Consider the following 14,750-nt stretch of genomic DNA (forward strand, 5'->3'; position numbering starts at 1 on the left):
CTACGGCGCTGACGGCCCGTCCTCCTCCAGGGCCTGCGTGATCAGCTTCTGGAGGAGCTCGGCCAGGACCGTCACCTGGGGCGCGCGGAGGATGGAGTAGTGGTCGCCCTCCACCTCCAGCAACTTCACGCCGCCCTGCCCCACCGCCTCCCAGCCGCGGTCGCGGCCCAGGGGCGCCGGGTCCACGCTCTTGCTCGCGCGGACCACGGTGAGGACGCCCTCGTAGGACCCGGGGACGTACTGGCGGACGGCCTTCCGGTTGAGCTCGAAGACGCGCATCAGGATGCGGAAGTCCTCCAACTCCACGTCCTGCGTCACCGCCCCGGCCCGCTTCGCCTCGTCCAGCAGGCGCGCCAGCTGCGCGTCGGTGGACTGTTGCGCCTGGGTTTCAGCGCCCTCCTTGTCCTGGGTGAAGAGTGCGGCCAGCTCCTGGCCAATCTGCTCGTCCTCCGCGCCCGTGCCTCCGGTCTTCGTCACCGAGCCCGGGTCGATGAGCGCCAGCAGCGCCACGGTCTGTCCCGCCGCGCGCAGCTGACGGGCCATCTCGTAGGCCACGGCGCCACCCATGGACCAGCCCGCGAGCAGGTAGGGCCCCTCGGGCCGCACCGTGCGCACGGCCTCGACGTACGCCGTCGCCATCGCTTCGATGGTCTCCAGCGGCTCCTGCTCGCCCTCGATGCCCAGCGAGCGCAGGGCGTAGAACGGCTGCTCCGGACCCAGGCGCCTGGACAGCTCCACGTAGCTGAGGACGTTGCCACCGGCCGGGTGGACGACGAACAACGGCGGCCGGGTGCCTTCAGGCCGGATGGCCACCAGCGGCGACAGCGACGGTGCCGCCTCCTCGCGCAGGAGCGCCGCCAGCCCCTCCACCGTCGGCCCCAGGAAGAGCGCGGCGAGCTTCAGGTTCCGGCCCATGCGATTGCGGATCGCCGTCATCAACCGGACCGCCAGCAGCGAGTGGCCACCCAGCTCGAAGAAGTCCGCGTCGACGCTGATCGGCTGGATGCCCAGCAGCTCCTCCCAGATGGACACGAGCTGCATCTCCACCGTGTCGCGGGGCGCGATGACCTTCCCCGCGGCGCTCGCGTTCGTCTTCACCGAGGGCAGGGCCTTGCGGTCGACCTTGCCGTTGGCGTTGAGAGGCAGGGCCTCCAGCACCACGAAGGCTGACGGCACCATGTACTCCGGCAGCCGTCCCTTCAGGGCACTGCGGAGTGCAGAGGCTTCCAGCGTCTGGCCGGGCTGCGGAACCACGTACGCCACCAGCCGCTTGTCGCCCGGTGCATCCTCGCGCACCACCACCACGACGTCGCGCACCGTGGGCTGCTCACCCAGCGCCGTTTCCACTTCTCCCAGCTCGATGCGGAAGCCACGCACCTTCACCTGGAAGTCCATGCGGCCCAGGTACTCCAGCGTCCCGTCCCGGCCCCACCGCACCTTGTCTCCCGTGCGGTACAGCCGCGTCCCCGCCGCACCGAACGGATTCGGCACGAAGCGCTCCGCCGTCAGGCCCGGCTGGCCCAGGTAGCCTCGCGCCAGGCCTTCTCCGCCCAGGTACAGCTCGCCGGGCACGCCCACCGGCACCGGCTGCCCGTGCGTGTCCAGCACGTACGCCTGTGTGCCTTCCAGCGGACGGCCAATCCTCGGCTCCGTCTTCGCTCCGCGCTCCACCCGTGCGTGCGTCGAGTACGTCGTGTCCTCCGTCGGGCCGTAGAGGTTGTTGACCTCCTTCACCTGCGGCAGCGCGTACAACGCCTGCACCAACCGGTTCGGCAGTGCTTCGCCGGCGAGGTTCACCGTCTCCACCGATGACGGGATGCCTCCGCTTCGCACCAACTCCGCCACCGCCGACGGCACCGTGTTCAGCAGCGTCACTCGCGAGGCTTCCTTCAGCCCCGCCAGTGCCAGTGCATTCTCGGCCACCACCACCGTGCCGCCGCTCACCAGCGGCGCGAAGACTTCGAACACCGACAGGTCGAAGTTCAGCGACGTTGCTGCCAGCACACCCTTCAGTTGCTCCGGCTTGAAGGTGCCCATGGCCCACTTGAGGAATGCCACCGCGCTTGCGTGCGTGACGGCCACGCCCTTCGGACGGCCCGTGCTTCCCGACGTGTACAGCACGTACGCCAGTTGCTCGGGCCGTGTCGTCACGGCCGGTGCCTCCACGGGGTACGAGGCCAACACGGTCTCATCTGCGTCCAGCCGCACGCGCTGGCCCGTGTACTCCGGCAGCACGTCTTCCAGACCCGCCTGCGTCACCACCACCGGTGCGCCTGTGCCCTCCAGCATGTAGGCCAGGCGGTCCTTCGGGTACGTCGCGTCCAGCGGCACGTATGCCGCGCCCGCCTTCAGCACACCCAGCAGCGCCACCACCATGGCTTCCGTGCGCTCCACGCACACGCCCACTCGACTCTCTTCCCCGATGCCCAGCGTCCGCAGGTGACGCGCGAGCTGATTCGCCCGCGTCTCCACCTGCGCGTACGTCAGCGCCCGGCCCTCGTGCACTACGGCCGTTGCGTCCGGCGTCTTCCTTGCCTGTGCAGCGACGAGGCTCTGGATCGTCTCCGCCGTGGAGCCCTCCCCCTGCGTGCCAGCGAAGTGCTTCAGCACCTGCTGCCGTTCCTCCGAGCCCAGAATCGGCAGGCTCCAGAGGTTCGCGTCCGCGTCCTTCGCGATGCCTTCCAGCAGCATCCCGAAGTGGCTCAGCATCCGCTGCGCCGTCTCCGCGTCGTACAGGTCCGTGTTGTATTCGAGCGTCGCCGCCAGGCCATGGCCTGTCTCCGCCATCGCCAGCGTCAGGTCGAACTTCGCCGTCGTGCCTTCCGTCTCCATCGCGCGCAGGGTCAGCGCGTCCTTCGGCCTTGCTTCACTCGCCCGGGTCGGCGTGTTCTGCAGGATGAAGTTCACCTGGAAGAGCGGCGTACGGCTCAGGTCACGCTCGGGCTTCAGCTCCTCCACCAGCTTCTCGAACGGCACTTCCTGGTGCGCGTACGCACCCAGCGTCGTCTCCTTCACCTGACGGAGGACGTCGCGGAAGGTCTGGGCACCCTCCAGCTTGGTGCGCAGCACGAGCGTGTTCACGAAGAAGCCGATGAGGCCTTCGAGTTCCGTGCGGCTACGGCCCGCGATGGGGGTGCCCACGCTGATGTCCTGCTGCCCGCTGTAGCGGGCCAGCAGCACCTGCCATGCCGCCAACAGCACCATGAAGGACGTGGCGCCTTCCTGACGGGCCAGCACCGACAGCTTCTCCTCCAGTGCCTTCGGCCACCGGGCCATCGTCGTGGCGCCGTGGAAGCGCTGCACCGCCGGACGCGGTCGATCCGTCGGCAGCTCCAGCGCGTGCGGTGCTCCCTCCAACTGCTGGCGCCACCACGTGAGCTGGCCTTCGAGCACCTCACCACGCAGCCAGCCTCGCTGCCACGCCGCGTAGTCCGCGTACTGCACCGGCAGTTCCGGCAGCGCCGACGGCCGCTGCTCCGAGTACGCCGCGTACAGCTCCGTGACCTCACGGACCAGGACGCCCATCGACCAGCCGTCCGACACGATGTGGTGCATGACCAGCACCAGCACGTGCTCCGTCTCCTCGAGCCGCAGCAACATCGTGCGCAGGAGCGGCCCCTGGCTCAGGTCGAACGGCTGCTGGATGGCGGCCGCCGCCCTCGCCTTCGCGGTGGCCTCACGCGCGTCCTGCGGTAGTGACTGGAGGTCCACCACCTCGAGCGGCAACTCCAGCGAAGCCGCGACGTCCTGCACGGGCTCGCCTGCCTCCGAGCGGAACGTCGTGCGCAGGGACTCGTGCCGGCGCACCAGCTCCTGGAAGGTCCTGCGGAGGGCATCCTCGTCCAGCCGCCCCGTCAGCCTCACGGCCGTGGGGATGTTGTAGAGGGCGCTGCCCGGCTGCAGTTGATCCAGGAACCAGAGCCGCTGCTGCGCGAACGACAAGGGCACTCCGCCCGAGCGCACAGTGGGCACCAGCGGCGGCGGCTGGGCTCCACGGCCTCGCCGCACCTCCGCGTCCACCTGCTCGGCCAGCGCCCTCAGCACCGGCGCCTCGAAGAGGGCCCGCAGCGGGACCTCCACCCCGAAGGCCGTGCGCAGACGGGACACCACCTGCGTCGCCAGCAGCGAGTGTCCGCCCAGCTCGAAGAAGTCGTCGAGCGCGCCCACCCGGGCCACTCCCAGCACCTGCGCCCAGACGGCCGCCAGCGCCTCCTCCGTCGCCGTATTCGGCGCTTCGTACGGTCCCTTCCTAGATGCTTCGGCTTCCGGCGCCGGCAACGCGCGTCGATCCACCTTGCCGTTGGCGTTGAGCGGCAGGGCCTCCAGCACCACGAAGGCCGACGGCACCATGTACTCCGGCAGACGTCCCTTCAGGGCATTGCGCAGCGAAGCCGCGTCCACGGTGTGGCCCGGCTGCGCCACCACGTACGCCACCAGCCGCTTGCCCGTCGTCGCCTCGTCCCGCACCAGCGCCACGGCCTCGCGGACTCCGGGCTGCGCCACCAGCGCCGCTTCCACTTCGCCCAGCTCGATGCGGTAGCCGCGCACCTTCACCTGGAAGTCCAACCGGCCCAGGTACTCCAGCGTCCCGTCCTCCCGCCACCGCGCCTTGTCTCCCGTGCGGTACAGCCGCGTTCCCGCCGCACCGAAGGGGTTGGGCACGAAGCGCTCCGCCGTCAGGCCCGGCTGGCCCAGGTAGCCTCGGGCCAGGCCCTCTCCGCCCACCCAGAGCTCTCCCGCCACGCCTACCGGCACCGGGTGCCCGGCTTCGTCCACCACGTACACGTCCGTGTTGGCGATGGGGTGGCCCAGCGGCATGGACTCCACTGCTTCGCGCGGCGTCTCCCAGGCCACGCAGTCGATGCACGCCTCCGTCGGGCCGTACTGATGCACCAGCGTCGCGCCCAGCTTCTTCACGAAGCGCCGGTGCAGCGCCACGCTCAGGGCTTCACCGCCGCTGAAGACGTACCGCAGCCCTTCGCAGGCCTCGACGCCCGCTGTCTCCAGGAACGTCCCCAGCGGTGCCGGGCCGAAGTGCAGGTGCGTCACACCGTGCTTCGCCACCGTCCGCACCAGGTACTCCGTGTCGCGCTGGCCTCCCGGCTTCGCCAGCACCAGCCGCGCTCCGCTGACCAGCGGCGCCCAGACTTCCCACACCGAGATGTCGAAGCTGCTCGACGCCTTGGCGAGGAACGCGTCTCCCTCTCCCATGGGGAAGCGCTGCTGACGCCAGTGCAGGTGGTTGACGACGGCGCGGTGCCCCACGCCTACCCCCTTCGGACGGCCCGTGCTTCCCGACGTGTAGATGACGTACGCCAGTCCGTCCGCAGGGGCCTGTCGAATCGTCTGCGCTGGCGCCTCTGTTGTACGGAGTGCCTCCTCCACGAAGACCACGCGTGCGGAAGTCGCCGGCAACTCCTGCGCCCTCGCCGCGTGCGCCAGCACCAGCGCCGCGCCACTGTCCTGCACCATGAAGGCCAGTCGCTCCGCCGGGTACTCCACATCCAGCGGCACCCACGCGCCTCCAGCCTTCAGCGTCGCCACCTGCGCGATGACCAGCGCCGAGGAACGCTCCAGCGCCAGGCCCACCTTCACTTCAGGACCCACGCCCCAGGCGCGCAGCTTCGCCGCCAGCGCTTCGGCGGCTTCGTTCACCTGCCGGTAGCTGAGGCTCCCCTCTTCGCTGACGAGCGCCACCGCCTCCGGCGTCCTCGCCACCTGTGCCTCGAAGAGGCCATGCAGCGTCGCCGAGCGCGGGAACTCCGCGGCCGTCTGGTTCCACTCCACCAGCACCTTGCGCGCTTCGGCGCCTCGCAGCAGCGCCACGTCTCCGACTCGCGCGTCAGGCCGGGCCGTCACCTCCTCCAGCAGGACCGCGAGGTGCCCCAGCAGCCGCTTCGCCGTGCCCTCCACGAAGAGGTCCGTGTTGTACGTCAGCGTCGCCGCCAGCCCCTGACCCGTCTCCGACATGGAGAGCGACAGATCGAACTTCGCGTTCGACCCTTCCGTCTCCACCGCATGGATCACGAGCCCGCCGGGCAGCCCCGTCGCGCCTCCTGCCTTCGTCGTATTCAGCGTGAAGGACACCTGGAACAGCGGAGTGCGGCCCATGTCACGCTCGGGCTTGAGCTCCTCCACCAGCTTCTCGAACGGCACCTCCTGGTGCGCATACGCGCCCAGCGCCGTCTCGCGTACCCGCGCCAGCACCTGCCGGAAGGACTCGCGTCCCTCCACCTTCGTGCGCAGCACCAGCGTGTTCACGAAGAAGCCGATGAGGCCTTCGAGTTGCGTCTGGTTGCGGCCCGCGATGGGCGTACCCACGCTGACGTCCGGCTGTCCGCTGTACTTCGCCAGCACCACCTGCCACGCCGCCAGCAGCAGCATGAAGGACGTCACGCCCTCCCGCTGCGCCAGTATCCTCACCTGCTCTTCCAGCGAGTTCGGCAGGGCCACCGTGTAGCTCGCGCCCCGGAAGCGCTGCACCGCGGGACGCGGCTTGTCCGTCGGCAGCTCCAGTGCGGGCGGTGCGCCTTCCAGCTGCTTGCGCCACCACGAGAGCTGGCCCTCCAGTACCTCGCCTCGCAGCCAGCCGCGCTGCCATGCCGCGTAGTCCGCGTACTGCACCGGCAGCTCCGCCAGCGGCGACTCGCGGCCTTCCGCGTACGCCGCGTAGAGCGCGCCCACTTCCTTCACCAGCACCTGCATCGACCAGCCGTCCGACACGATGTGGTGCATCACCAGCACCAGCACGTGCTCCTTGGCGCTCAGCCGCAGCAGCTTCGCGCGGAAGAGGGGGCCCTGGCCCAGGTCGAACGGACGCTGCGCTTCACGCTGTGCGCGCCGTTGGGCTTCGGCCTCGCGCTCGGTCTGCGGCAGCGCTCCGAGGTCCACCACCTCCAGCACCGCTTCCGCAGCCGGCGCGATGACCTGTGCAGGCTGTCCGTCACGGACCTGGAACGTGGTCCGCAGGGCTTCGTGACGCCGCACCAGCTCATCGAAGGTGCGACGCAGGGCGCTTTCATTCAACGGGCCCGTGAGCCGGACGGCCGCGGGCAGGTTGTAGAAGGCGCTTCCCGGCTGGAGCTGATCCAGGAACCACAGGCGCTGCTGAGCGAAGGACAACGACTCCTCCGCCGAGCGCATCTGCTTCGTGAGCACCGGCATCATCGGGTGCTGATCCGAGCCGTGAGCCACATCCACCCTGCGGGCCAGCTCCGCGACCGTGGGGGACTCGAAGAGGGCTCGCAGGGGCAGCTCGATGTTGAAGGCCGTGCGGATGCGCGACACCGCCTGCGTCGCCAGCAGCGAGTGGCCTCCCAGCTCGAAGAAGCTGTCCTCCACTCCCACCTGCTTCACACCCAGCACCTGCGCCCATATGTCCGTCAGGACCTCTTCGGTCTTCGTGCGCGGTGCCACGTACTGGCGCGTGCGCTCCGCTCCCGCCTCCGGCTTCGGTAGCGCCTTGCGGTCCACCTTGCCGTTCGCGTTGAGCGGCAGCGCGGCCAGCACCACGAAGGCCGACGGCACCATGTACTCCGGCAGCCGTCCCTTCAGGGCGCTACGGAGTGCTGCCGCTTCCAACGTCTGGCCCGGCTGCGCCACCACATACGCCACCAGCCGCTTGTCGCCCGGTGCGTCCTCGCGCACCACGACGACGACATCACGGACTGACGTCTGCTCGCCCAGCGCCGTTTCCACTTCTCCCAGTTCGATGCGGAAGCCACGCACCTTCACCTGGAAGTCCATGCGGCCCAGGTACTCCAGCGTCCCGTCCCGGCCCCACCGCACCTTGTCTCCCGTGCGGTACAGCCGTGAGCCAGGCGTGCCGAAGGGATTCGGTACGAAGCGCTCCGCCGTCAGGCCCGGCTGGCCCAGGTAGCCCCGGGCCAGGCCCTCTCCGCCCAGGTACAGCTCGCCGGGCACGCCCACCGGCACCGGTTGCCCGTGCGTGTCCAGCACGTACGCCTGTGTGCCTTCCAGCGGACGGCCAATCCTCGGCTCCGTCTTCGCTCCGCGCTCCACTCGCGCGTGCGTCGAGTACGTCGTGTCCTCCGTCGGGCCGTAGAGGTTGTTGACCTCCTTCACCTGCGGCAGCGCGTACAGCGCCTGCACCAGCCGGTTGGGCAGTGCTTCGCCGGCCAGGTTCACCGTCTGCACCGACGACGGGACGCCTCCGCTTCGCACCAACTCCGCCACAGCCGACGGCACCGTGTTCAGCAGCGTGACGCGACCCGCCTCCTTCAGTCCGGAGAGTGCCAGTGCGTTCTCGGCCACCACCACCGTGCCGCCGCTCACCAGCGGCGCGAAGACTTCGAAGACGGAGAGGTCGAAGTTCAGCGACGTTGCTGCCAGCACACCCTTCAGTTGCTCCGGCTTGAAGGTGCCCGTAGCCCACTTGAGGAATGCCACCGCGCTTGTGTGCGTGACGGCCACGCCCTTCGGACGGCCCGTACTTCCCGACGTGTACAGCACGTACGCCAGTTGCTCGGGCTGTGTCGTCACGGCCGGTGCCTCCACCGGGTACGAGGCCAGCACCGCCTCATCCGCATCCAGCCGCACGCGCTGGCCCGTGTACTCGGGCAGCACGTCTTCCAGACCCGCTTGCGTCACCACCACCGGTGCGCCTGTGCCCTCCAGCATGTAGGCCAGACGCTCCTGCGGATACGTGGAGTCCAGCGGCACGTAGACGGCGCCTGCCTTCAGCACACCCAGCAGCGCCACCACCATGGCTTCGGTGCGCTCCACGCACACGCCCACTCGACTCTCTTCCCCGATGCCCAGCGTCCGCAGGTGACGCGCGAGCTGATTCGCCCGCGCCTCCACCTGCGCGTACGTCAGCGCCCGGCCCTCGTGCACTACGGCCATTGCGTCCGGCGTCTTCCTTGCCTGCGCAGCGAAGAGGCTCTGGATCGTCTCCGCCGTGGAGCCCTCCGCCTGTGCTCCCGCGAAGTGCTTCAGCACCTGCTGACGCTCTTCGGCCTCCAGCAGCGGCAGGCTCCAGAGGTTCGCGTCCGCGTCCTTCGCGATGCCTTCGAGCAGCATCCCGAAGTGGCTCAGCATCCGCTGTGCCGTCTCCGCGTCGTACAGGTCCGTGCTGTATTCGAGCGTTGCCGAGAGCCCTCGACCCGTTTCGGTCATGGCCAACGTCAGGTCGAACTTCGCCGTGGTCCCTTCCGTCTCCACCGGGCGAAGCACCAGGCCGCCCGGCAGGGATTCTCCGCTGCTGCTGGCCGCGTTGCGCAGGGTGAACATCACCTGGAAGAGCGGCGTACGGCTCAGGTCGCGCTCCGGCTTCAGCTCCTCCACCAGCTTCTCGAACGGCACTTCCTGGTGCGCGTACGCACCCAGCGTCGTCTCCTTCACCTGACGCAGCACCTGCCGGAAGGACGCACGGCCCTCCAGCTTCGTGCGCAGCACCAGCGTGTTCACGAAGAAGCCGATGAGGCCTTCCAGCTCCGTGCGGTTACGGCCCGCGATGGGCGTACCCACGCTGATGTCCTGCTGCCCGCTGTACCTCGCGAGCAGCACCTGCCACGCCGCCAGCATCACCATGAAGGACGTCGCGCCCTCCTGCCGGGCCAGCGAGGACAGCTTCTCCTCCAGCGCCTTCGGCATCACCGCCGAGACCGTCGCGCCGTGGAAGCGCTGCACCGCCGGACGCGGCCGATCCGTCGGCAACTCCAGCGCATGCGGTGCGCCCTCCAACTGCTGACGCCACCACGCGAGCTGGCTTTCCAGCACCTGGCCTTGCAGCCAGCCTCGCTGCCAGGCGGCATAGTCCGCGTACTGCACCGGCAGCTCCGGCAGCGGCGACTCGCGGCCTTCTACGTACGCGCCGTAGAGCGCGGCGACTTCGCGCACCAGCACATCCATGGACCAGCCGTCCGACACGATGTGGTGCATCACGAGCACCAGCACGTGCTCCGCTTCCGACAGCCGAACCAGCGTCGCGCGGAACAGCGGCCCCTGGCTCAAGTCGAACGAGCGCATCGCTTCCGCGCCGACCTGCTTGCGGAGCTCCGCCTCCTGCCGATCCGCCGGCAGCCCGTCCAGGGCCGTGAAGCTCCAGGCGGCTTCCTGGAGTGGCGCGATCCGCTGGAAGGGCTGACCTTCGTGGACCTGGAACGTCGTGCGCAGGGCTTCGTGACGGCGCACCAGTTCGTTGAAGGTGCGGCGTAGGGCGCCCACGTCCACCTTGCCGGTCAACCGCACCGCGAGGGGGATGTTGTACGACGTGCCTCCGGGCTGGAGCTGATCGAGCAGCCACAAGCGCTGCTGCGCGAAGGACAGCGGCTCCTGCGCAGTCCGGGACCGAGCCTCCAAGCGCGGGATGGTCACCGTGATCCCAGCGTTCCGGGCCGCGTCCACCTGGATGGCCAGCTCGGCGGCCGTGGGAGTCTCGAAGAGGACTCGCAGCGGCAGGTCGACGTTGAGGGCCGTGCGGATGCGCGACACCACCTGCGTCGCCAGCAGCGAGTGCCCACCCAGTTCGAAGAAGCTGTCCTCCACTCCCACCTGGGCCACACCCAGCACCTGCGCCCAGATGTTCGTCAGGACCTCTTCCGTCGCGGTGCGCGGCGCCACGTACTGATGCGTGCGCTCCGCTCCGGCCTCCAGCTTCGGCAGGGCCTTGCGGTCTACCTTGCCGTTGGCGTTGAGAGGCAGCGCCTCCAGCACCACCAGCGCGGAAGGCACCATGTATTCCGGCATGCGCTGCTTGAGGGCATTGCGCAGCGAAGCCGCGTCCACGGTGTGGCCCGGCTGCGCCACCACGTACGCCACCAGCCGCTTGCCCGTCGTCGCCTCGTCCCGCACCAGCGCCACGGCCTCGCGGACTCCGGGCTGTGCCACCAGCGCCGCTTCCACTTCGCCCAGCTCGATGCGGTAGCCGCGCACCTTCACCTGGAAGTCCAACCGGCCCAGGTACTCCAGCGTCCCGTCCTCCCGCCACCGCGCCTTGTCTCCCGTGCGGTACAGCCGCGTTCCCGCCGCACCGAAGGGGTTGGGCACGAAGCGCTCCGCCGTCAGGCCCGGCTGGCCCAGGTAGCCTCGGGCCAGGCCCTCTCCGCCTACCCAGAGCTCTCCCGCCACGCCTACCGGCACCGGGTGCCCGGCTTCGTCCACCACGTACACGTCCGTGTTGGCGATGGGGTGGCCCAGCGGCATGGACTCCACTGCTTCGCGTGGCGTCTCCCACGCCACGCAGTCGATGCATGCCTCCGTCGGGCCGTACTGGTGCACCAGCGTCGCGCCCAGCTTCTTCACGAAGCGCCGGTGCAGTCCCACGCCCAGGGCTTCACCGCCGCTGAAGACGTACCGCAGCCCTTCGCAGGCCTCCACGCCCGCCGTCTCCAGGAACGTCCCCAGCGGTGCCGGCCCGAAGTGCAGGTGCGTCACACCGTGCTTCGCCACCGTCCGCACCAGGTACTCCGTGTCGCGTTGGCCTCCCGGCTTCGCCAGCACCAGCCGCGCTCCGCTGACCAGCGGCGCCCAGACTTCCCACACCGAGATGTCGAAGCTGCTCGACGCCTTGGCGAGGAACGCGTCCCCCTCTCCCATGGGGAAGCGCTGCTGACGCCAGTGCAGGTGGTTGACGACGGCGCGGTGCCCCACGCCCACGCCCTTCGGACGGCCCGTGCTTCCCGACGTGTAGATGACGTACGCCAGTCCGTCCGCACCTGTGCGCGACTCGCTGGTGCCCTGCATGGAAGGCGCTGCCGTCTGGAGTGCGTCCTCAATCAGGACCACTCGTGCGGAGGTCGCCGGCAGCTCCTGCGCCCTCGCCGCATGCGCCAGCACCAGCGCCGCGCCACTGTCCTGCACCATGAAGGCCAGTCGCTCCGCCGGGTACTCCACGTCCAGCGGCACCCATGCGCCCCCCGCCTTCAGCGTCGCCACCTGCGCGATGACCAGCGCCGAGGAACGCTCCAGCGCCAGGCCCACCTTCACTTCAGGACCCACGCCCCAGGCGCGCAGCTTCGCCGCCAGCGCTTCGGCGGCTTCATTCACCTGCCGGTAGCTGAGGCTGCCCTCTTCGCTGACGAGTGCCACCGCCTCCGGCGTCCTCGCCACCTGTGCCTCGAAGAGGCCATGCAGCGTCGCCGAGCGCGGGAACTCCGCGGCCGTCTGGTTCCACTCCACCAGCACCTTGCGCGCTTCGGCGCCTCGCAGCAGCGCCACGTCTCCGACTCGCGCGTCGGGCCGGGCCGTCACCTCCTCCAGCAGGACCGCGAGGTGCCCCAGCAGCCGCTTCGCCGTGCTCTCCACGAAGAGGTCCGTGTTGTACGTCAGCGTCGCCGCCAGCCCCTGACCCGTCTCCGACATGGAGAGCGACAGATCGAACTTCGCGGTCGTGGCTTCCGTCTCCACGGGGCGCAACGCCAGCGCTTCCTTCGGTCCGGCGTCACTTGCCTGCGCGGGAGTGTTCTGGAGGCTGAAGAACACCTGGAACAGCGGAGTGCGGCCCATGTCGCGCTCGGGCCGCAGCTCTTCCACCAGCTTCTCGAACGGCACCTCCTGGTGCGCATACGCGCCCAGCGCCGTCTCGCGTACCCGCGCCAGCACCTGCCGGAAGGACTCGCGTCCCTCCACCTTCGTGCGCAGCACCAGCGTGTTCACGAAGAAGCCGATGAGGCCTTCCAACTGCGTCTGGTTGCGGCCCGCGATGGGCGTGCCCACGCTGACGTCCGGCTGTCCGCTGTATTTCGCCAGCACCACCTGCCACGCCGCCAGCAGCAGCATGAAGGACGTCACGCCCTCCTGCTGTGCCAACGTCCTCACCTGCTCCTCCAGCGAGTTCGGCAGGGCCACCGTGTAGCTCGCGCCCCGGAAGCGCTGCACCGCGGGACGCGGCTTGTCCGTCGGCAGTTCCAACGCGGGCGGTGCGCCTTCCAGTTGCTGACGCCACCAGGCCAGCTGGCCCTCCAGCACATCGCCTCGCAGCCAGCCACGCTGCCATGCCGCGTAGTCCGCGTACTGCACCGGCAGCTCCGCCAGCGGCGACTCGCGGCCTTCCGCGTACGCCGCGTAGAGCGCGCCCACTTCCTTCACCAGCACCTGCATCGACCAGCCGTCCGACACGATGTGGTGCATCACCAGCACCAGCACGTGCTCCGTGGCACTCAGCCGCAGCAGCTTCGCGCGGAAGAGCGGGCCCTGGCCCAGGTCGAACGGACGCTGCGTTTCACGCTGTGCGCGCCGTTGGGCTTCCGCCTCACGCTCCACCTGCGGCAGCGCTTCGAGGTCCACCACCTCCAGCACTGCTTCCGCGGCGGGCGTGATGACCTGGAACGGCTGCCCGTCACGAACGTGGAACGTGGTCCGCAGGGCTTCGTGACGCCGCACCAACTCCGCGAACGTGCGCTCCAGGGCCGACACGTCCAACCGGCCTGACAGCCGGATGGCCGCGGGCAGGTTGTACTGGGTGCTTCCCGGCTGGAGTTGATCCAGGAACCACAGGCGCTGCTGCGCGAAGGACAGGGGCTCGGCGCCGGTCCTTGCCACTGGCACCAGGGCCGGAACGCCGGTGCGCGCGGCGTCATGCGTTCCGCGCACCGCCGCATCCACCTTCCGAGCGAGGCCGGACACCGTGGGCGCCTCGAAGAGGGCCCGCAGCGGCAGCTCCACACCGAACGCGGAGCGGATGCGCGACATCGCCTGGGTCGCCAGCAGCGAGTGGCCTCCCAGCTCGAAGAAGCTGTCCTCCGTCCCGACCTGCGGCACTCCCAGCACCTGCGCCCAGAGGCCCGCCAGCAGGGCTTCCGTCGGGGTGCTCGGGGCCACGTAGCGGTGCGTCCGCGACGCGCCGGCTTCGGGCGCGGGCAGTGCCCGCCGGTCCACCTTGCCGCTGGTGTTGAGCGGCAGGGATTCCAGCGCCACGAAGGCCGACGGCACCATGTATTCCGGCAGATGCTGGCGCAGGAAGGGGGCGAACGCGCCGGTCTCCTGCGCGGCTCCGCCCTTGCCCACGACGTACGCCACCAGCCTCCTGCCGCCCGGGACGTCGTCGCGGACCACGACCACGCACTCGCGCACAGCCGGATGCAGGGCGAGCGCCTGTTCAATCTCTCCCGGCTCGATGCGGAAGCCTCGGAGCTTGATCTGATCATCCGCGCGGCCGAGGAACTCCAGCGTGCCTTCCGCCAGCCAGCGCACCCGGTCACCGGTGCGGTACAGGCGGGCGCCGGGCTCGGTGGTGAACGGATCCGGGAGGAAGCGCTCCGCCGTCAACGTGGGCCGGCGCAGGTAGCCGCGCGTGACGCCCGCGCCCGCGACGTACAGCTCGCCACCGACCCCGATGGGGACCGGCCTCTGGCGGGCGTCCAGCACGTAGGCCCGCATGTTGGCGATGGGCTGGCCGATGGGCGGCGCCTGCGTCGACGCGCGCACCACCGCCGCGGTGGAGACCACCGTGCCCTCCGTGGGGCCGTAGTGGTTGACGACCTGGAACGGCAGGTGCGCGGTCTCCACGCGGTGCAGCCGGTCTCCACCGGTCAGCAGCGTGCGGAGCGCCGTCGTGGCGGGCCACTCGCGGGTGACGACCGCTTCGGCGAGCACCGTGGGCAGGAACGCGAGGGTGATGCCCTGCTCCGTCAGCCAGTGCACCAGCTCGGCGGGTGCCGTGCGCACCTCGTCGGGAGGCAGGTGCAGGCTCGCGCCCGCGGCGAGCGTCGGCCAGATTTCCCAGACGGACGCGTCGAAGGCCAGGCCCGCGAGCTGCGTCGTGCGGTCCGCCGCCGACAGGGCGTACG

The 14,750-nt window shown here is 69.9% G+C and carries 1 protein-coding gene (only partly in view); it reads right to left on the reverse strand.

Going from position 1 to position 14,750, the window contains the following annotated elements; translation table 11 throughout:
• A protein-coding gene (locus tag JYK02_RS10925; RefSeq protein WP_207050863.1) for a non-ribosomal peptide synthetase crosses the window boundary here: on the reverse strand, positions 1-14,750 show its 3' end. The gene runs 28,840 nt beyond the window's last position; only the last 14,750 of its 43,590 coding nucleotides appear in the window; its start codon lies beyond the right edge, outside the window; it ends in the stop codon at positions 1-3.

Source organism: Corallococcus macrosporus, from assembly GCF_017302985.1.
Taxonomy (GTDB): Bacteria; Myxococcota; Myxococcia; order Myxococcales; family Myxococcaceae; genus Corallococcus; species Corallococcus macrosporus_A.